The sequence below is a fragment of the Couchioplanes azureus genome (genome assembly GCF_014648355.1).
In the GTDB taxonomy this organism is placed as follows: domain Bacteria; phylum Actinomycetota; class Actinomycetes; order Mycobacteriales; family Micromonosporaceae; genus Actinoplanes; species Actinoplanes azureus.
The window spans coordinates 1-19,255 of sequence record NZ_BMQY01000001.1; the positions used below are offsets into that span (position 1 = coordinate 1).

Below are 19,255 nucleotides of genomic sequence, written 5' to 3' on the forward strand. Positions count from 1 at the left end.
TGGTCTACTCCGCCAACGGCACCCCGTACTACACCCAGGTCTTCGGCAGCCGCTGACCTTACCCTCCCCCTCGACCGGCCGGCATGCCCCCGCATGCCGGCCGGTCTTTTTTCACGCGGGTACGGAGGCCTGCGCGCCGCTGCGCGAGTACGACAGCACGGCGTGCCGCCCCAGCAGGCGCGGCTCGCACCTCAGGCCGGTGACCGTCTCGGTCCAGCGCCGGACGGCGTCCTGCTCGTCCGGGCGGTCGGCGTCGTCGAGCACCACCGTCGCCACCGAGGCCAGCCGGCTCTGCAGGGCGTGCAGTGCGGGGTAGCGGGCGTCCGGCCCGGTCGACGCGGGCGGGCCGTCGATCAGCAGCAGGTCGATGTCGCGGACGTCGGCGAGCTTCTCGACGTCGTACCAGCGGTAGGTCTTGCCGTCCACGGCCAGCTCGGTCAGCGGCGCGGTGCGCACCTCCGCCACCGCCGACAGCCCGTGCGCGTCCAGCTGCTCGCGGGTCCGCCGCGCGTAGTCGTCGTCGTGGTCGAGCGAGACGAGCCGCCCGCCGGTCTTCTCCAGCGCGTACGCCAGCCACACCGTCGACGTGCCGCTGCCGAGCTCGACCACCAGCTGCGGCCGGCGCAGCCGGACCAGGTGCAGCAGCTCGAGCAGGTCCGTGGGGTTGAGCGCGAAGTCGCCGGAGGACGGCATCGGCGCCCGCGGCGTGAACTCGGCGAAGAGCTGGAACATCGCCTCGATCTCCCGGCTCTGCGCGCGCAGCAGCAGATCGTTGCCGTGCCCGTGCTGGCGCAGGCCGCGGGTCAGGGTCCGGGTCAGCTCCTGGTGCCGGTCGCCCGCGGTGAGCCGTTCCTTCTCGACCCCCGCCACCACGCGGCGCTGCATCTGCTCGACCACGATCCGCAGGTCGCGGTGGGCGGCCTGGTTGGCCCGGTGGAGTCCGGCCATCCAGCGCGACAGGTGCAGGATGCCGAGCAGCACACCCAGCAGCAGCACCGCGACAAGGGAGGTGGCGAGGCCGGCGTGCCCGGACGCGGCCGCCGTCCAGATGCCGGCGACGAGCGCCAGCACCACCATGAGCACCACCGCCTGCGGACGGGTCAGGCTCTGCAGCCGTACCGCCAGCCGACCGCCGAACCGGGTCAGGCCGCTCATTCGCTCAAACCTCCGATGTACGCGCGTCTCAACACGTCCCCTAACTCCGGCGCCTCCCCGCCCGTTACGCGCGGGCGACCTCGGGTGTGCGCTGGGCCGGCGCCGGGTGGTGCGGCGCGTGGACCAGAGCGGCGATGCGGTCCACGTACGCCTGCGGCTGGTGGGCGTTGGCCATGACGGCGCGGGCCCGCCGGCTCTGCTCGGCGAAGAGCACCCGGTCCTCGCTGTAGCGCTTGACGAGGCCCGCGACCTCGGCCGGTGCGCAGTAGACGGCGGCGTCGCCGAAGACCGCGGCATGCCGTTCCTGGGTGACGACCACGCATCCCTGGGCCGCCGCCTCGCACGCCGGGCGGGAGAAGGTCTCCACCGTCTCGGGGTGCGGGAAGTGCAGGTAGAAGTCGAGCTGGTGCAGGAAGGCCCGCAGGTCCAGGTCCGCCGCCTCGTAGACCAGATGCGAGCGCGGGCCGCCGAGGTTGACCTCGACCCGCGGCCAGTCCGGCAACCGCAGCCGGACGTCCACCCTGTGCAGGTCGTCGAAGACGTACAGCGACTCGCGGGTGTCCCGGGGCCACACCCCGTGGTCGCACAGGTCCGTCCCGGCCACCGGCAGGCCCCGGCCGGCGCCGTCGCGCGCCGCCGTCCACCGGCCGGTCCCGATCACGACCGGCAGGTCGTACGGCGTCAGCTCGAGCGCCGGGTACGCCCGCAACGCGGCCCGGACCTCCGGATCCTGCGGACACCACACCACGGGCGCCGCGAACAGCCGCGTGGCCGTCCGCGTGCACGCCGCGGGCTCGTAGCGGTGGTCGAGGCCGTCACGACGCACCGGTGCCTGGTCCGCGACCACCAGCACCCGCCGGGGCCGCAGCAGGCACTCGTCGTCCGACGCGAACTGCAGTACCGCGGCGTGCCGGACCACGACCAGCGCCGCCTCGTTGACGTCGCCCGGCAGCACCTGGGCGATCCGGCCCGCGTTGATCAGCTTCTGGACCGGGCCGGCGAGCGGGTAGCGCCGCCGGGCCATCGGCCGCAGCGACTCCAGGTGCAGCACGGCCACCCGCAGTCCCCGGTCCGTGAGGGCGAGCATCTCCTCCACCGCCGACAGCTGCGGGCCCTGCAGGAAACGCCAGTCGCCGGCCATCACCACGTCGTACTCGGGCCGGGGCGGCGCCTCCCCGCGGGCGTACCGGAGATGGTCCGGCGCCGCGAACGGCCGCTCGCCGCCCTCGCGGGGAAGGTACGGCTTCGCGGCCCGGGCCGCGATGCGGCCGTGCCACTGGTGGTAGGCCGAGGAGTAGGCGACCCGGGCCGGGTGCATCCAGTACGCCCGGATCTCCGCGCGCGACAGCGAGCCCTCGGACAGCCGGATCAGCGCCAGCGGCTCGGCGTCGAGGTGGCGCACGGCCCGTTCCCCGTAGACCGCGCGCATGCGTCCGATGTACTCGGAGTCCGCGGCCTTGCGGACCTGGTCGAAGTAGCCGATCCGGTCCAGTACCAGCCGGCGGCGGAAGAGCAGCGACGACGGGTTGAAGCGCCCGCGCCGCACGGCCGGGCGGGTCAGCACGAGCCGTTCGGTGACGGCGAGCCCGTCCGTGGTGGTGGCGACGATGCGGGCGTTCTCCAGCAGCGGCCGCACCTGCAGCTCGAGGCGGCGCGGGTGGGACCAGTCGTCGGAGTCCTGGAAGGCGGCGAACTCCCCCTCGGCCGCGTCGAGCCCGGCGTTGCGCGCCGCGTACGTGCCCTGGTTGTACGGCTGCTTCACCACCCGGATCCGCGGGCCGAGCGCGGCCGCCCGGTGCAGCACCTCGTCGTACTCCGGCGGCGACGCGTCGTCCACGATGACGATCTCGACGTTGCGCCAGGACTGGGCGAGGATCGAGCGGACCGCCGTGATCAGGCCCTCGTCGGGATGGAACGCGGTGACGATGACCGAGATCCGCTGCGGTTCGTCGACCGGCACGCTCGGGGCGGCCACGGTGAGCCGGTCGAACGGCGGCAGCCCGTTGGCCGGGTCGAGCGCCGGATAGGGCCTCGGCATGAGCCGCTGGAACGCGGCGAGCCACGGCGCCACCGGCAGCTCGCCGTCGCCGGCGAACGGGTTGGCCACGTCGATCTCGAGGTCGGTGCGGACCGCCTCGCTCATCCGCGGGTACGCCCGCAGCAACGCGCGCGCCGCGTCGGGTCCCCGCCAGGCGTAGCTGAGCTGCGCGTGCAGTCCCTGGTGGGCGGCCGGGAGCGCGCGGGCTCCCCAGGCGTCACGGACCAGCTCGTACAGTCCGAGGGCGTCGGTGCGGTCCGACGGGAGCATGTCCTGCAACGCGATCGTCTGTGCCAGCCCGGCGAGCACGGACGGGCGGGCCTCCCGCTTGATCCGGCGCAACCAGGCCACGTCGCCGCCGCGGACGGCGGCGAGCAGGTCGGCGTACGCGGCCCCGGTGTCCCGCAGCGCGATGTACGCCAGCAGCCGCCGCATCTCCAGCGAGCGGAGCCGGATCGCCGTGGGCGGCACGGCCCGTTGCACGTGGTACCGGGCGATCCTCAGGTAGTCGTCGAGCAGACCGGCTGGTTCCCCCATGCGGCAACAGACCTCTTCTTAAGCCCCTGAATGTCACTAAGGCAACGCCGCCGCCACGGGGCAGGTGACGGTTCAGGCCACGGCCAGCACCGCGGCCTCGACCCGGGCCCGCGCCGCCGGGTCGGCCCAGGCCCCGACGAGGTAGAAGGCGTCGACCACGTCGCCGCCGAGCGTCGAGATGCGCGCCGCCCGGAGCTCGGCGCCGGCCTCGTCCAGCGCGGCGGCGACCCGGTGCAGCAGCCCGGCTGAGTCGGCCGCGCGCAGCTCGAGGACCACGGCGTCGGTGGCGGCGGCGCGCAGCCAGACCACCCGCGGGGCGGCGCCGTCGCGGGCCGGCGCCGGGCGCGACCGCAGCCGCTGGGTCACCGACACGTCGCCGGCGGCGACGCGGCGCAGGTCGGCCGCGAGCGCGAAGGGGTCCGCCGGGGAGCCGTACCGGGGCTGGGTCAGGAACTCGACGATCGCCCTGCCGTCGACGGTGGACGCGTCCGCCGCGACGACGTCGAGGCGGTGCAGGGCGAGACAGGCCGCGACGGCGCCGAGCAGCCCGCGGCGGTCGGCCGCGGCCACCGCGACCCGGTCGCCGTCGAGGTGCACGGCCGGCAGGTCGCCGGTCCGCAGCTCGGGCCCGGGCTCCGGCGGCGCGGGCAGCTCGCCGGTGTCGAGCGCGGTGTGCACCCGGCGGACCAGCTCGGCCATCAGCCGGCCCTTCCAGTCCGACCACGCGCCCGGCCCGGTGGCGTGCGCGTCGGCGCGCGCGAGCGCGTGCAGCAGGTCCAGGGTCGCCGTGTCGCCGACCTGCTCGGCGACCGTGGAGATGGTCACCGGGTCGCCGAGGTCGCGCCGGGTGGCCGCGTCCGGCAGCAGCAGATGCAGGCGGACGAGCCGCTCGACGGTCGCCACATCCGCGCTCGGCAGGCCGATGCGGGCCGCGATCCCGGCCGCGATCGGGGCGCCGGTGAGGCTGTGGTCGCCGGGCAGGCCCTTGCCGACGTCGTGCAGGAAGGCGCCGATGAGCAGCAGGTCGGGACGGTCCACCTCGCGGGCGTAGGCGGTCGCCTCGTACGCGGCCTGCACCAGGTGCCGGTCCAGGGTGAACCGGTGCACCGGGTGGTGCTGCGGCAGGCTGCGCATCCGGGCCCACTCGGGCAGCCAGGCGTCGATCAGGCCGTACCGGTCGCACGTCTCCCAGGTGGGCAGCAGCCCCGGCCCGGAGCCGAGCAGCGAGACCAGCGCGCCGCGGGCGGCGGACGGCCACGGCGTGGGCAGCGGCGGGCAGAAGGCGGCGAGCCACTCGCAGGTCGCCCGGGCGATCGGCAGGCGCACGGCCGCGGCCGCGGCGGCGACCCGCAGGGACAGCGCCGGATCCGGCACGGGACCGATCGCCGTCCGCGCGAGCACCAGCTCCCCGTCCTGCTCGACCACGTCCCGGGCGACGGGCCGGCGCCCGGAGGTGCCCGGGGCGGTGCCGCGGCGGCGTACCCCGCGCAGCCGGTCGGCGGCCCGCCAGGCGTCGTCGAGGGCGTGGGCGACGGTCCGGGCGTCGCCGGAGACGCGGCGCAGCAGCGCGTCGGCGTCCTCCAGCTCCAGCAGCGCGGCGACGCTCGCGCGTTCCTGGGCGACCAGCCGGTCGACCCGGCGGCCCGCGGCCAGGTGCAGGGCGTCGCGGGTGTCCAGCAGGCGCAGGACGGCGGCGCGCACCGCGGGCCGCAGGGTGTCGGCGAGCCCGGCGCGGCCGATGCCACGCAGGATCGTCAGGTCGCGCAGACCCCCGGCGGCCTCCTTGAGGTCGCCCTCGAGCAGGAATGCGAGTTCGCCGTGGGCCGCCCACCGGGCCGCTGTCAGCTCCTTGAGCCGAGGAAGCAGGCGTACGGCCGTGCGCCGCCACTGGTCCCCGGCGGCCGCGACCAACTCGGCGGAGAGGGCGGCGTCACCGGCGACGTGCCGGGCGTCGAGCAGCCCGAGGGAGACCTTCACGTCGTCGTGGGCGACCGAGAGTGCCTCGGGGAGGGTCCGCACGGAGTGGTCGAGGCCGATCCGCGCGTCCCAGATCGGATACCAGAGCGCGGCGGCGATCCGGTCGATCCCGGCCGTGCCGCGGTGCAGCAGCACGAGGTCGAGGTCGCTGTGCGGGGCGACATCGCGCCGCCCCAGCCCGCCGACCGCCACCAGGCTGACCCCCGGCACGTGGCCGGGGAACACGGAGCCGAGCCACGCGTCGAGCGCCGCGGCCCGGGACTCCCGGGCCGCGGCGCCCACGTGGGCTCGCAGGACCTCCGGCGCGGCGCCGGACGGCACCTGTGGCGCCGCCGGCGGCTCAGAGCGCGTCGAGGCCGCGTTCACCGGTGCGGACCCGGACCACGTCGTCCACCGGCGTGACCCAGACCTTGCCGTCGCCGATCTTGCCGGTACGCGCGGAGTTCACCACCGCGTCCACGACCTTCTCGACGTCGATCTCGTCGGTGACCACCTCGACCTTGATCTTCGGCAGGAACTCGACCGTGTACTCGGCGCCCCGGTACACCTCGGTGTGGCCCTTCTGCCGCCCATATCCCTGTACCTCGCTCACGGTGAGCCCGGCGACGCCCAGGGCGTGCAGAGCCTCCTTCACCGCGTCGAGCTGGTACGGCTTGATGACAGCGGTCACCAGCTTCATGCTCAGTCCCTCCATGTCAGAGAACTTATCCGGCGACCTTCTCCGCCGAGGCCGCCTTGCCCTCGGTGTCCGCCGGTGCGGGCGTCGCGCCGGCCAGACCGGCCATCGCGAAGGCCCCGCCGCCGCCCGCACCGCCGCTCGGGGCGAGGTCGTAGCCGGTCTCGCCGTGGTCGGCGATGTCGATGCCGGTGATCTCGGCCTCGGGGGAGACCCGCAGGCCCTTGGCGGCCCGGATGGCCAGGGCGATGGCCGCGGCGATGGCGAAGGAGTAGAGCGTCACGACGAGGCTGCCGAGCGCCTGGCGGCCGAGCTGGGCCAGCCCGCCGCCGTAGAACAGGCCCTCGCTCGCGTTGAGGATGGCGGGGTCGGTGATGCCGGCGTTGACCTGCGCGGTCGCGAAGAAGCCGATCGCCAGCGAGCCGATCCAGCCGCCGACGAAGTGCACGCCGACCACGTCCAGCGAGTCGTCGTAGCCCAGCCGGTACTTCAGGCCGACCGCGAGGGCGCAGACCGCACCCGCGACGAGGCCGATCAGCACGGCCGGCAGCGGGGCGACGAAGCCGCAGGCCGGGGTGATCGCGACCAGGCCGGCCACCGCGCCGGAGGAGGCCCCGACCAGGGTTGGCTTGCCGTCGCGGAGCCACTCCACGACCACCCAGCCGACCAGGGCGGCGGCCGTCGCCACCTGGGTGTTGAGGAAGGCGAAGACGGTGGTGCCGTCGACGGTGAGCTCGGAACCGGCGTTGAAGCCGAACCAGCCGAACCACAGCAGGCCGGCGCCGAGGGCGACGAACGGCACGTTGTGCGGGCGCATGTTCTCCCGCGGCCAGCCGGCCCGCCTGCCGAGGACCAGGCAGAGCGCCAGCGCGGCGGCGCCGGCGTTGATGTGCACCGCCGTACCGCCGGCGAAGTCCAGCGCGCGGATCTTGGAGCCGACGAAGCCGCCGCCCCAGACCCAGTGGGCGACGGGCACGTAGACCAGGGTGAACCAGGCCAGCGCGAAGACGACCCAGCCGGCGAACTTCATCCGGTCCGAGACGGCGCCGCTGATCAGGGCGACGGTGATGATGGCGAACATCATCTGGAAGCCCATGAAGGCGTAGGTCGGGATGCCGGTGTGCGCGCCGAAGAACAGCCACTCCTCGGTGATCCCGTCGGTGCCCGTGCCGAAGTACGAGAAGTTGCCGATGACGGTGTTCAGCCCGTCGCTGCCGTTCACGCCGAAGGCCAGGGTGAAGCCGTAGAGCACCCAGAGGACGGAGACGAGCCCGATGCACGAGAAGCTCATCATCATCATGTTGAGTACGCCCTTGGACCGGTTGAGGCCACCGTAGAACAGCGCCAGACCCGGAGTCATGAGCAAAACGAGCGCAGACGACAGGAGCAACCAGGCGGTGTTGCCGGTGTTGATCTCCACGCTGCCTCCTCTCCGATTAGTGTCCTGCCGCGCTTGCCCGCCGCGGATCCGTGCGGGCAGTGCGGAGCCGGCGCCGGGGCAGCGTCGCGCCGTTCGACCGGTGTGAGGCGCAAGCCTCCCGGTCGGCTGTTTCGCGCAGGGTCAACGCGCGATTTCCGGCAGGTCACCGTTTGTTTCGTACGTGTGAAGAAACTCTCACAAGCGGGAGGTCACCGCAGGGCGTACTCCAAGGTGTGGCGCTCGTAGTCGAGCAGGCGGAGATCCCGCATCGGGCGCCGTAGATGTCCCTTGTGCACGATGCGTACGAAGGCCGGGTCGCCCGCCGCGGCCATCCTGCGGATGCCCTCGACGTGGTCGACGATCCGCTTGCGGATGGTCCGGACCAGGCGGTGACGGTCCCGCGGGATCAGCCCGTACGCGTCCGCGAAGAGCCGCAGCCGCCGCGGCCGGTTGGGCCGCTTCCAGCCCAGCGTGTACGAGTCCCGGTCGCTGAACAGCGGCACCCAGGTCCAGGCCGCGTACGCGACGTCGTAGATCCGCGCCCCCGGCGAGGCCAGGTCGAAGTCGATCAGGGCGAGCGTGCCGTCCGGCCGCCAGACCACGTTGTGCGGGGCCGCGTCGTGGTGGCAGATCACCTCGGTGTCCGGCGGCGGCGGCCCGAAGCTGCGCCAGACCGCGCCCGGCGGCGGCTGGAAGCCGTACTGCGCGTCGTGGAACATCCGCAGCATCGTGGCGACCGTGACCAGGGCCTCTTCCGTCGTCCAGTGCGGCGCCAGCGGATACTCGCCGCACTCGCCGTCGAGGTACGACAGGACCTCCCGGCCCTTCTCGTCCATGCCGAGGGCGTGCGGCGACCCCGTGAAACCGACCTGCTGCAGATGGTTCAGCAGGGCGTGCACGGCCGGTGTCCACGGGCCGGCGTTGCGGCGTACCGTGTCGCCGACCTTGGAGACCGTGCTGACGTTGCCGCCGTGCAAGGGGATCTCGCGACTGCTGTCGGGAGCGCTGCGCTCCTGGGTCACCCACGACCTCCCCTGGAAGTTCCCCGCTGCACGGGCTTGCCGCCCCATCACGGGCTCACCGGCTTCGAGCCTACGCGTCGGCGCCAAGCAGGGCCTCGACGAAGGCGGCGGGCTCGAACGGCGCGAGGTCGTCCGGACCCTCGCCCAGACCGACCAGCTTGACCGGAATCCCCAGCTTGCGCTGCACGGCGATGACGATGCCGCCCTTGGCGGTGCCGTCGAGCTTGGTGAGCACGACGCCGGTGACGTCCACCACCTCGGTGAACACCCGGGCCTGCTCCAGGCCGTTCTGCCCGGTGGTGGCGTCCAGGATCAGCAGGGTCTCGTCGACCGGGCCGTGCTTCTCCACCACCCGCTTGACCTTGCCGAGCTCGTCCATCAGCCCGACCTTGTTCTGCAGCCGGCCGGCGGTGTCGATCAGCACGGTGTCCACACCGACGTCGATGCCGCGCTTCACCGCGTCGAACGCCACGCTGGCCGGGTCGCCGCCCTCGGGACCCCGGACGGTCTCCGCACCGACCCGCTCGCCCCACGTGGTGAGCTGGTCCGCGGCGGCGGCCCGGAAGGTGTCGGCGGCGCCCAGCAGCACCGTACGCCCGTCCGCGACCAGCACCCGGGCGATCTTGCCGCAGGTGGTGGTCTTCCCGGCGCCGTTGACCCCGACGACCAGCACGGTCGCCGGACGCCCGTCGTGCGGCGCGGTGCGCAGGCTGCGGTCGAGCTCCGGATCGAGCGCGGCGGTCAGCTCCTCGGCGAGCTGCTCGCGCACCCCGGCGACCGTCCGCGTGCCGAGCACCCGGACCCGCTCGCGCAGCCGCTCGACGATGACCTGGGTGGCCTCGACACCCACGTCGGCGGTGATCAGGCTGTCCTCGATCTCCTCCCACGCGTCCTCGTCCAGGTGGTCGCGGGAGAGCACGCTGAGCAGGCCGCGGCCGAAGACGTTCTGCGAACGGCTGAGCCGGGCCCGCAGGCGCACCAGGCGGCCGGCGGTGGGCTCGGGCTTCTCGAGGGCCGGCTTCGCCGGGGCCTCCACCACGGGCTCCTCGACCACGGGCGGCGCGGCCGGGCGCTCGATCAGCGGCGGCAGCGTCTCGGTCTGCGGGACCGGCGGGGCGGCCGGGGGGCGTTCGAGCGTGGTCGTCCCCGCCCGGGTCTCCCCGGGCCGGCTCTCCCCGGGCGGCGGAAGCTCCCGCCGCCGCAGCCGCGGCACGACGAGACCGACGGCCCCGACGATGAGCACCACGAGCAGGATCAGGGAGGTGACCACGTATTCCATGTACGAAATCCTGACAGATGGGCCGGAGGCGCGTGGTGCCACCCGTCCGTTGCCGGTGCACACCACCCGGTGATCACGAGGTGACCGAAAGCGTGGTGGCGGAATCCCGGGGCGGTGGGGAGGATGGCTGCATGGCTCTCACCACGGCGACACGGTGACCGCGCACCTGCTCATCGGGCCGGTGCTGCGCCGAGTCGTGGGCGACCAGGCGACGATCTGGGTGGAGACCACCGGTCCGGCCCGGGTGCGGGTCGAGGCCACCGGCGGCGGCGCCGGCGCCGCGCCCACCTTTTCCGCGTACGGGCACCACTACGCGATCGTGGTGGTGGCGGGCCTGCGCCGCGGCGTGGCGAGCGAATACCGGGTGTGGCTCGACGAGCGCGAGGTGTGGCCCCAGCCGGACTCGCCGTACCCGCCGAGCGTGATCGTGACCCGCCCGGCCGACGACGCCGGCCACCCGGTCAGCATGATCTTCGGCTCGTGCCGCGAGGCCACCCCGCACGCGACCGGCCGCAAGCTTCCGCCCGACGCGCTGGACGCGTACGCCCGGCGGCTGATGACCGACCCGGCCGGTCCGGAGCTGCGCCCCGACCTCATGGTGCTCCTCGGCGACCAGGTCTACGCGGACAAGACCTCGGCCAAGGTACGCCGCTTCCTGCGCCGTCACCGCCCGGCCGGCCACGCGGCACCGGCGAACGAGGTGGTGTCGTTCGAGGAATACACCAAGCTCTATCTGGAATCCTGGCGCGACCCGGAGGTCCGCTGGCTGCTCTCCACCGTGCCGAGCGTGATGATCTTCGACGACCACGAGATCATCGACGACTGGAACACCTCGGCGGCGTGGCGCGCGGACATGTCGGCGCAGCCCTGGTGGGCGGAGCGCATCGCGAGCGGCCTGGCGTCGTACTGGGTCTACCAGCACCTGGGCAACATGAGCCCGGACGAGCTCGCCGCCGATCCGCTGCTGGCCAAGATCGCCGCCACCCCGGACGCGACGGAGCTGCTGCACGACTTCGGCCTCTCGGTCGACTCACCGTCGTCGGCGGAGAACACCGACCGGCCGTACCAGTGGAGTTTCGCCCTGGACGTGGGCCGCACCCGCCTGGTGATGCTGGACAACCGCTGCAACCGCGTCCTGGTCCCGGCCCGCCGGGAGATGCTGCCGGCCGCGGAGTGGCGCTGGTTCGTCGACCAGGCCCACGGCGACTACGACCACCTGGTGATCGGGTCGTCCCTGCCCTGGCTCATGCCGCCGGCGATCCACCACGTCGAGGCCTGGAACGAGCGGCTGACGGCCCGGCCCGGCACCCGCCGGGCGGCCCTCGCCGAGACGATCCGCCGGGCCGTCGACCTGGAGCACTGGGCGGCCTTCGGGCGCTCGTTCCACGCCCTCACGGAGCTCTGCCGCCGCCTGGGCGAGGGCGGCGAGGGAGCACCCCGGCAACGCGTCGGCGCGGGCGGCGCCTACGCACCCCCGGCCACCATCAGCATCCTCTCGGGCGACGTTCACCATTCGTACGTGGCCCGCGCCCTGCTGGGACCGGCCGTACGCACCCCCGTGCACCAGCTGACCTGCTCGCCCATCCACAACCAGGTCCCGGCACCCCTGAAGCCCCTGATGCGCCTGAGCTGGTCCCGCGTGGCGGCGCGAGCCATGCGCACGCTCGCCAGGTCGGCCGGAGTGAAGCGGCCGCCGCTGACCTGGAAGCGGGTCGCCGGCCCGTACTTCGGCAACGCGGTCGGCACCCTGCGCCACACGGGAGCCCGCGCGGACGTCGAGGTCGAAGGCACCACCAAGGACGGCAACCTCTTCACGGTGGCCGCCGTCCGCCTCACCGACTGACGAGACGGCACCGCTCCCCCGTCCTCGAGGCTTTCGGGCGGCGGCGGAAATTGTCGTAGGGACGGTCCACTATGTCGTGGTGACTTCTTGGACCGCGCCTGCGGCGCATCGAGTGAGCGAACCCTGCACCGGCGACGAGCGCGCCATGCTCGAAGGCTGGCTGGACTGGCACCGGCAGACCCTGCTGACGAAATGCGCCGGCCTCTCGGCGGAGCAGCTGAGGACCAGGGCGGTCGAGCCGTCCACGCTGACGCTGCTCGGGCTCCTCCGGCACCTGGCCGAGGTGGAGCGCGGCTGGTTCCGCATCCGGGCGGCGGGCCAGGAGCTGCCCTACCTCTACTGCGACGACACCAACGTCGACGGCGACTTCGACGACGTCGCGGAGGCCGACGCGGAGAAGGACCACGCCACCTTCCTGGCCGAGATCGAAGCGGCCCGCGCCGCGGTGGCGGGCCTGCCGCTCGACCACGAGTTCACCAGGGAAAACGGACCGGCGACCAGCCTCCGATGGGTCTACCTGCACATGATCGAGGAGTATGCCCGCCACAACGGCCACGCCGACCTCCTCCGCGAGCGCATCGACGGCCAGACCGGCGACTGACCCACCCGCGCGGAGCCGGTGTCCAGCCGTCAGCCGGGGAGGGCCAGGGCCTTGCGCAGGTAGGGCAGGTCCTGCGGCCCCGACCACCGGAAACCGAGCAGCTTGGCCGCCCGGGCCCCGCGGATCACCCGGTCGTCGTCGTCCACGAAGAGCACCCAGGGCGCGTCGACGCCCAGGGTGGCGGTGGCCTGGGCGAAGAACTCGGGGGCCGGCTTGTGGATCTTCAGCTCCCAGGAGCTGACCACCGCGTCGAACTCGCCGGTGAGGCCGAGGGAGTCGAGGTCCTCGCGGAGCCGGTCGGTCGCGTTGGTGGCCAGTGCCACCGGGCGTCCCGCCGCGCGGACCTCCCGGACGAACGCCAGGGCCTCCGGGTCCACCGTGCCGCGGTGCTGCTGCCACCGGGCGACCGCGGCGGTGGCCTCGTCCTCCGGCAGCGGGAGGCGCTTGGCGACGAGGTACATCCACTCCGCGTCGGTGATCTCGCCGGCCACGGCGGGACGGAGGAGATCCCAGGAGAATGCCGTCCGCATCAGCACACCCTCCGGCAGGGAGTGCTCCGCCTCGGCCGCCGCCGCGACGGCGGGGTCCCAGCGGCGGACCACGCCGTCCAGGTCGATGAGCATGGCCTGGGCGGGTTGGCGCTGCATGCGGCGAACGATCCTCTCTCCACGTTTTCCCCAAGATTACGCCGCGCCCGGCACGCGGTTCCGGCCACCTCGGCCGGGAGACCATCCGGCGTTCAGTCCTCCTGCTCGCGGTTCAGCCGCTGGCTGATCACCTGCGTGACGCCGGAGCGCATCGTCACGCCGTACAGGGCGTCGGCGACCTCCATCGTCCGCTTCTGGTGGGTGATGATCAGGAGCTGGCTCTTCTCCCGGAGCTGCTGGAAGAGCGTGATCAGACGCCCCAGGTTGACGTCGTCCAGCGCCGCCTCGACCTCGTCCATGATGTAGAAGGGGCTGGGACGGGCGCGGAAGATGGCGCAGAGCATCGCCACCGCCGTCAGAGACCTCTCGCCACCCGAGAGCAGGGACAGGCGTTTGATCTTCTTGCCGGGCGGGCGGGCCTCGACCTCGACGCCGGTCGTCAGCATGTCTTCCGGGTCGGTCAGCACCAGGCGGCCCTCGCCGCCCGGGAAGAGCACCTGGAACACCGTCTGGAACTCGCGGGCGGTGTCCTCGAAGGCCGACGTGAAGACCTCCAGGATGCGGTCGTCCACGTCCTTGACCACGGTGAGCAGATCCTTGCGGGTGGCCTTGAGGTCCTCCAGCTGGTCCGACAGGAACTTGAACCGCTCCTCCAGCGCCGCGAACTCCTCCAGGGCGAGCGGGTTGACCTTGCCGAGCAGGGCCAGGTCGCGTTCCGCCTTGTTGGCGCGCTTCTCCTGGGTGGGGCGGTGGAACGGCACCGGCTCCGGTACGTCCTTGCCGTCCTTCTCCGCCTGCGCCACCTCGGCCTGCGTCGGCGGTACGAGCTGGTCGGGCCCGTACTCGGCGACGAGGGTGTCGACGTCGAGGGAGAAGTCCTCGGCCGCCTTCGCCTCGAGCTGCTCGATGCGCATCCGTTGCTCGGCGCGGGCCACCTCGTCGCGGTGGACCTCGCTGGTGAGGCGTTCGAGCTCGGCGACGAGACGCTTGGCGGAGGCGCGTACCTCCGACAGCTCCGCCTCGCGGGCCGTACGCGCGCGGGCCAGCTCGTCGCGCACCTCGACCGCGGCGGCCAGCGAGACCGCCACCCGGGCCAGCGCCGACGCCGCGCCCAGCGCGACCGCCTTGGCGACCTCCGCACCGCGGGCGCGGGCCGCCCGGCGGGCCGCGGCCCGTTCCCGGGCCTGGCGTTCGGCGTTGGCCTGGCGCAGCAGCGAGTCGGCCCGTCCGGCGATCGAGGAGACGCGCTCCTCCGCCGTACGCACGGCGAGCCGCACCTCCATCTCGTTCTGACGGGCCTGGGGCACGAGCGCGGCGAGCCGGTCGCGTTCCTCGGTGGACGGCTCCTCGTCGATCGGCGTGGCCTCGGCGAGCCGCAGCCGCTCCTCCAGCTCGGTGAGGCCGGCGAGATCCCGGTCGCGGTTGGCCTCGGCCTTCTGCCGGGAGGCGCCGAGCCGCTCGGACTCGGCGTGCGCGGAGCGGGCGGCGGCGCCCAGCTCGGCGAGGCGGCGGGCGGCGGCGTTGCGTTCGCCCTCGGCGGCGCGCTTGGCGGCGGCGGCGACGTTGACCGCTTCCTTGTGCTCGGCGACCGCGGCGCGGGCCTCGGCGAGCCGGTCCTCGAGCTCCGCGATGGACTGCTCGGCGGCCTCCCGGTTGGCGCGGGCCTCGTCGACGGCGGCCTGCACCTCGATGTAGCTGGTGGCCTTGCCGGATCCGCCCGCCGCGGCGTGGGCGCCGAGGACGTCGCCGTCGGGGGTGACGGCGCGCAGCTCGGCGTTCTGGGCCACCAGCCGGGAGGCGGCGGCGAGGTCCGGCACGAGGACGACGTCGCGCAGGGCGCGGTGCAGTGCCGGGCGGATGGTGTCGGGACAGTCGATGACGTCGGGCGCCCAGGCCGCGCCTTCCGGCAGCGACGGCCGCAGCGAGTCGAGCGACCCCTGCATGCCCGGCGTCGCGGGACTCGCGACGACCAGGGCGGCACGGCCCGCGTCGGAGATCTTGAGCGTACGCATGGCCTCGACGGCCTCGTCGATCCCGCTGAGGGCGACCGCGTCGGCGAGCGCGCCCAGCGCCGCCGCGAGCGCGGCCTCGTGACCGGGCCGGACGGTCAGCATCGACGCGAGGCTGCCGAGCAGGCCGGGCACCTGGTCCGCCCGGCCGAGCAGCGCGCCCGCGCCGTCCTTGCGCTTGAGGCCGAGGGCGAGCGCCTCCTCGCGGGCCTTCCAGCTCGCGGCGTCCCGCTCGGCGGTGCGCTCGGCGTCGGAGAGCTCCTTGACCACGGCGGCGGCGCGGTCGTGCGCGGCGACCGCCTCCGCGTGCCGGGCGTCCAGCTCGGCGTTGTCGCGGTCGGCCTCGGTCGACTCCGCGGAGACCGCGTCGACCTCCGCCTGGGCGGCCTCGGCGCGCTTCAGGGCGTCGGTGTGCGCGGCGGCGAGGCGCTCGATCTCCTCGGCGGCGCTTCCGGTCCGGGCCCGGGCCGCGTTCACCTGCCCGGTCAGCTTGGCGAGGCCCTCACGCCGGTCGGCGATCGCCTTCGCCGCCGTACGCAGGGCGCCCTCGGCCGCCGCGAGCTGGCGTTCCAGCTCCTGGCGGTGCTCGACCGCCTCGGCCAGCCGCATCTGGTCCTCGGTCAGCGCCTCGCGCAGCTCCTCCTCCTGCTCGCGCACCCGCTCGGCCTCGGCCACCAGCTGGTCGGGGTCGCGGCCGGTGCGCTCGTCGTCGGGCGTGGCGGCGAGGTGGCGCAGCCGCTCGGTGGCGAGCTGCTCGGTGGAGCGGAACCGTTCCTGCAGGGTGGACAGCTTGTACCAGGTGTCCTGCGCCGCCTGGAGCAGCGGGGCGTCCTCGGCGTGCTGGGCCTCGAGGTCGGCGAGCCAGCGCTGCACCTCGCGGTTCTCGTCCTCGACCTGCTGCCGGCGCTCGCGCATCGCCGACTCGTCGGCGATCTCCTTGTCCAGGGTGGTCCGCAGGGTGTGCAGGTCGTCGGCGAGCAGCCGCAGCCGGGCGTCGCGCAGGTCGGCCTGGATCCCGGCGGCGCGGCGGGCGACCTCGGCCTGCTTGCCCAGCGGCTTGAGCTGGCGGCGCAGCTCGGCGGTGAGGTCGTTGAGCCGGTTGAGGTTGGTCTGCATCGCGTCGAGCTTGCGGATCGCCTTCTCTTTGCGCTTGCGATGCTTGAGGACGCCGGCGGCCTCCTCGATGAAGGCGCGGCGGTCCTCGGGCTTGGCGTGCAGCATGGCGTCGAGCCGGCCCTGGCCGACGATGATGTGCATCTCCCGGCCGATGCCGGAGTCGCTGAGCAGTTCCTGAATGTCGAGCAGGCGGCAGGAGCTGCCGTTGATCTCGTACTCGCTCTCGCCGGACCGGAACATCCGCCGGGTGATCGACACCTCGGTGTAGTCGATGGGCAGCGCCCCGTCGCCGTTGTCGATCGTGAGCGTCACCTCGGCGCGGCCGAGCGGCGCCCGCCCGGCGGTGCCGGCGAAGATCACGTCCTCCATCTTGCCGCCGCGCAGCGCCTTGGCACCCTGCTCACCGAGGACCCAGGCGATGGCGTCGACGACGTTGGACTTGCCGGAGCCGTTGGGGCCCACCACACAGGTAATGCCCGGCTCCAGCCGCAGCGTCGTTGCGGAGGCGAAGGACTTGAAGCCCTTGACCGTCAGGCTCTTGAGGTGCACGGGACTCCGGGGGTCGCGGTTAGCTCTCCGGCAGCAGGTTACCCGCAGGTGCGGGCCATGTCCGTGCACGCCGCGCGTCCCGGATCCTGTCCGTCTGCGGCGTTGGCGCCCGGTTGTCCTTTTCGGCGGACCGGAGGCATGGCGGCATCCACGCGCAAAGCGACGAAGCCGGCGCGAACAGCGAGGAAAACGGCCCGAAGTTGGCACGCCACCGCGCAGGGAGGCGAACAGGCCGCGGCACCCGGCGAAAAAGGGGGTGCCCGCCGACGGCAGGCGCAGCGTGCGGTTGCCACGCGGGCTCGAAGCGCCGGGCGCCTGCGTGAAAAGTGGCAGCTCCACCCGGGCGCAAAAGGATGTGCGCCGCTACCGCAAAAAGATGCGCGCCGCCACGTGTGTCTGTGGAGGCGCGCTTTTCTGTTTGCGTTGCCTGGTGCGAGGGGACTGCGGGGCGCCCGGTCGCGGCGCCGCGCGGAGCTCAGGTCAGCGCGGGCTCGGTCAGCCGCATCAGATCGTCCGCCTCCGCGGCCGCCGCCGCGAGACGATCGTTCTCCGCCCGCAGGCGTGTGATCTCGAACTCCATAGCCTGCACCCTGGAACGCAGCCGGGTGACCTCGTCGAGCAGGCGCCGGTCGGGCGCCGCACCTACGTGGCCGTAGAGGGCCTTCGCCATGACTTCTCCTTGTGAGACACTTGCGTCTCTTGTGTAAGCGCTGCCGAAAAGGCCGGCCAAACGCGCGCCCAGTGGTTTGCACACCTGCTCCCACGGGCACGCGTGGGGCAGCGCTCTGCACCCGACGAACTTATGTGGGTGGCAGATGTATCCGCGCTCAGGACTCGACTGAGCACAGATGGGCGCGACTGGCGACTCTTCTATGGTGCGCCGATGACCAGGCTCCGTCAAGCCGTGGACAACGCGCCGACCCCCGTCTACCAGTGAATCACGCCACCTTGGCACGCCGCCCACGCTTGGATCAAGCCGTTTCTTCGTCCGGGTGACGGTCGCCGAGGTCGGCGACCACACCGCGCCACGCGATGGTGACGGCATGCAGCAGTTGATCGAAGGCGGAATCCATGGCGGCGAGGACCGCGTCCGCCCGGTCCTCGCCGGCGAGCCGATCGAGCAGCACCTGCTGCCGCTCCAGGTACCGATCGCAGTCGCGCAACAGTTCGAGGTGCCTCGGGTCGAGCATGCCTGTCGGATACCGGGTCCGGAGCGCCGGCAAACGCCGTCGGACCCCGTCGAGCCGTGCGGCGGCGCAACCACGCCGAAAGGCCGAACCCGAAGTGGTGGGTCCGTGCCCGAACGGAGTCTTAGATCTTCCTTAGCTGGTTTGCCGCCTATCGGCCGGACTGCTTACCGTCGCCCGGGTCGAATTTCCTCGATCCCTGGGGACCACGGAGGCAGGACTTTGCGCGGGCCGATCGAGCAGACCGACCGGGAACAGCACGCGGCGATCGAGCGGGAACAGCGCGCGGGATGGGCCGGACGGCACCGCGGACGGCGGCCGATGCCGCCGGCGGCCCGGCTGATCCTGCCGGTCGGCGGCGTACTGGCCGTCCTCGGCGCCGGCGCCGCCTTCCTCCCGTCCGCCTTCACCGGCTCGGGCACTGCCGCCGAGCGACCCGAGGCGGCCGTCGCCGCCGTAGCGCGCGACGCCGAGGGCGCGACACCGGGCGCCAGCACGGGCACCGCCGGCCAGTCCGCCGCACCGGCCCCGTCCGGCGCGGCGGCGACGCCCTCCTCGAAGCCGGCCACCACCAAGCCGGCGGCGAAGAAGACCACCGCCGCGCCGGCACCGAAGGCGGCACAGGCGCCGGCGGAGAGCCCGCGGAAGCCGGCGGCGAGGCCTCCGGTGGCGGCCGGGCTCGCGGGCCAGGAGTCCGAGGTCGTCCGGCTGGTGAACGTCGAGCGGGACCGGGCCGGCTGCGGCCCGGTGGACCCCGACACCAGGTTGCGTACGGCGATGCGCCTGCACGTCCAGGAGCTCGGCACCCACGACGACCTCTACATCAGCCACGTGAGCGACGACGGCCGGGACTTCGCCCAGCGGGCGAGGGAGCAGGGCTACGACGATCCGGGCGGCGAGAACGTGGCCCGGGGCCAGCGCGACGCCGCCGCGGTCATGGACGCGTGGATGAACAGCCCGGGGCACCGCGCCAACATCCTCAACTGCGACTTCAAGGCGATCGGCGCCGGGGCCGTCAAGGGCGTCGACGGGACGATCGTGTGGGGACAGCTTTTCGGCCGTTCCTGAGCAAAGAGCCCGGATAAACCCGACAAAAGGGCTAAAGATCTGTCGCCTAGCCGACAGGCTCCCCCTCCTTCGCGCCGCTGCGTCGTTGCAGCCTTCGTGATATCGCCCCCGACGCGCCCGCGGTGCTGACC

Annotated in this window: 14 protein-coding genes; 3 read left to right on the forward strand and 11 right to left on the reverse strand. The window is 73.3% G+C overall.

The window, feature by feature from the left end; genetic code table 11:
* Positions 1-111: 111 nt before the first annotated feature.
* The 7 genes from IEY99_RS00005 to ftsY form a co-directional block, all read right to left on the reverse strand.
* Positions 112-1,155: an O-methyltransferase gene (locus IEY99_RS00005; RefSeq protein ID WP_189198603.1), complete on the reverse strand. Its 1,044-nt coding sequence runs from the start codon at positions 1,153-1,155 to the stop codon at positions 112-114.
* Positions 1,156-1,219: 64 nt separating this feature from the next.
* Complete coding sequence (locus IEY99_RS34805; protein WP_189198604.1) at positions 1,220-3,730, reverse strand: glycosyltransferase family A protein; 2,511 nt, start codon at positions 3,728-3,730, stop codon at positions 1,220-1,222.
* A gap of 72 nt (positions 3,731-3,802) precedes the next feature.
* Entirely contained in the window at positions 3,803-6,028 is a 2,226-nt protein-coding gene (locus IEY99_RS00015; protein WP_189198605.1) for a [protein-PII] uridylyltransferase, read from the reverse strand.
* Positions 6,029-6,047: 19 nt separating this feature from the next.
* The gene (locus IEY99_RS00020) at positions 6,048-6,386 is read right to left on the reverse strand and encodes a P-II family nitrogen regulator (protein WP_189200435.1); all 339 of its coding nucleotides are present in this window, start codon (positions 6,384-6,386) and stop codon (positions 6,048-6,050) included.
* A 25-nt stretch (positions 6,387-6,411) separates the two neighbouring features.
* Positions 6,412-7,803 (reverse strand): ammonium transporter, encoded by a 1,392-nt coding sequence (locus IEY99_RS00025; protein WP_189198606.1) that lies wholly within the window; start codon positions 7,801-7,803, stop codon positions 6,412-6,414.
* A gap of 209 nt (positions 7,804-8,012) precedes the next feature.
* Positions 8,013-8,825, reverse strand: a complete 813-nt coding sequence (locus IEY99_RS00030) for a phosphotransferase (RefSeq protein WP_189198607.1) — start codon at positions 8,823-8,825, stop codon at positions 8,013-8,015.
* A gap of 70 nt (positions 8,826-8,895) precedes the next feature.
* A complete protein-coding gene (gene ftsY / locus IEY99_RS00035) occupies positions 8,896-10,104 on the reverse strand; it encodes a signal recognition particle-docking protein FtsY (protein ID WP_189198608.1) in 1,209 nt (402 codons plus the stop codon).
* Positions 10,105-10,258: 154 nt separating this feature from the next.
* Here ftsY and IEY99_RS00040 point away from each other — a divergent pair, with 154 nt between their 5' ends.
* Positions 10,259-11,947 (forward strand): alkaline phosphatase D family protein, encoded by a 1,689-nt coding sequence (locus tag IEY99_RS00040; RefSeq protein WP_189198609.1) that lies wholly within the window; start codon positions 10,259-10,261, stop codon positions 11,945-11,947.
* A 145-nt stretch (positions 11,948-12,092) separates the two neighbouring features.
* Positions 12,093-12,548: a DinB family protein gene (locus IEY99_RS00045; RefSeq protein ID WP_189200437.1), complete on the forward strand. Its 456-nt coding sequence runs from the start codon at positions 12,093-12,095 to the stop codon at positions 12,546-12,548.
* A gap of 29 nt (positions 12,549-12,577) precedes the next feature.
* Here the strand turns inward: IEY99_RS00045 and IEY99_RS00050 are convergent, their stop codons facing one another.
* From IEY99_RS00050 to IEY99_RS00065, 4 genes are all read right to left on the reverse strand, one after another.
* Positions 12,578-13,195, reverse strand: a complete 618-nt coding sequence (locus IEY99_RS00050) for an HAD family hydrolase (protein ID WP_189198610.1) — start codon at positions 13,193-13,195, stop codon at positions 12,578-12,580.
* A 92-nt stretch (positions 13,196-13,287) separates the two neighbouring features.
* The gene (gene smc, locus IEY99_RS00055; protein WP_189198611.1) at positions 13,288-16,869 is read right to left on the reverse strand and encodes a chromosome segregation protein SMC; all 3,582 of its coding nucleotides are present in this window, start codon (positions 16,867-16,869) and stop codon (positions 13,288-13,290) included.
* 475 nt (positions 16,870-17,344) lie between these two features.
* Positions 17,345-17,539 (reverse strand): hypothetical protein, encoded by a 195-nt coding sequence (locus IEY99_RS00060; protein WP_071805696.1) that lies wholly within the window; start codon positions 17,537-17,539, stop codon positions 17,345-17,347.
* A 301-nt stretch (positions 17,540-17,840) separates the two neighbouring features.
* On the reverse strand, positions 17,841-18,059 hold the full coding sequence (locus IEY99_RS00065) for a hypothetical protein (protein ID WP_189198612.1): 219 nt from the start codon (positions 18,057-18,059) through the stop codon (positions 17,841-17,843).
* A gap of 219 nt (positions 18,060-18,278) precedes the next feature.
* Between IEY99_RS00065 and IEY99_RS00070 the strand changes: the two genes are divergently transcribed.
* Positions 18,279-19,124 carry a CAP domain-containing protein gene (locus tag IEY99_RS00070; protein ID WP_189198613.1) on the forward strand — a complete coding sequence of 282 codons (846 nt, stop codon included), beginning with the start codon at positions 18,279-18,281 and terminating at the stop codon, positions 19,122-19,124.
* Positions 19,125-19,255 lie beyond the last annotated feature (131 nt).

What these genes read in the sequence shown, in the direction of transcription:
- IEY99_RS00005 (WP_189198603.1), bottom strand. Translation starts at nt 1,155, where the DNA reads ATGAGCGGCCTGACCCGGTTCGGCGGTCGGCTGGCGGTACGGCTGCAG.
- IEY99_RS34805 (WP_189198604.1), bottom strand. Translation starts at nt 3,730, where the DNA reads ATGGGGGAACCAGCCGGTCTGCTCGACGACTACCTGAGGATCGCCCGG.
- IEY99_RS00020 (WP_189200435.1), bottom strand. Translation starts at nt 6,386, where the DNA reads ATGAAGCTGGTGACCGCTGTCATCAAGCCGTACCAGCTCGACGCGGTG.
- ftsY (WP_189198608.1), bottom strand. Translation starts at nt 10,104, where the DNA reads ATGGAATACGTGGTCACCTCCCTGATCCTGCTCGTGGTGCTCATCGTC.
- IEY99_RS00045 (WP_189200437.1), top strand. Translation starts at nt 12,093, where the DNA reads ATGCTCGAAGGCTGGCTGGACTGGCACCGGCAGACCCTGCTGACGAAA.
- IEY99_RS00050 (WP_189198610.1), bottom strand. Translation starts at nt 13,195, where the DNA reads ATGCAGCGCCAACCCGCCCAGGCCATGCTCATCGACCTGGACGGCGTG.
- IEY99_RS00060 (WP_071805696.1), bottom strand. Translation starts at nt 17,539, where the DNA reads ATGGCGAAGGCCCTCTACGGCCACGTAGGTGCGGCGCCCGACCGGCGC.
- IEY99_RS00065 (WP_189198612.1), bottom strand. Translation starts at nt 18,059, where the DNA reads ATGCTCGACCCGAGGCACCTCGAACTGTTGCGCGACTGCGATCGGTAC.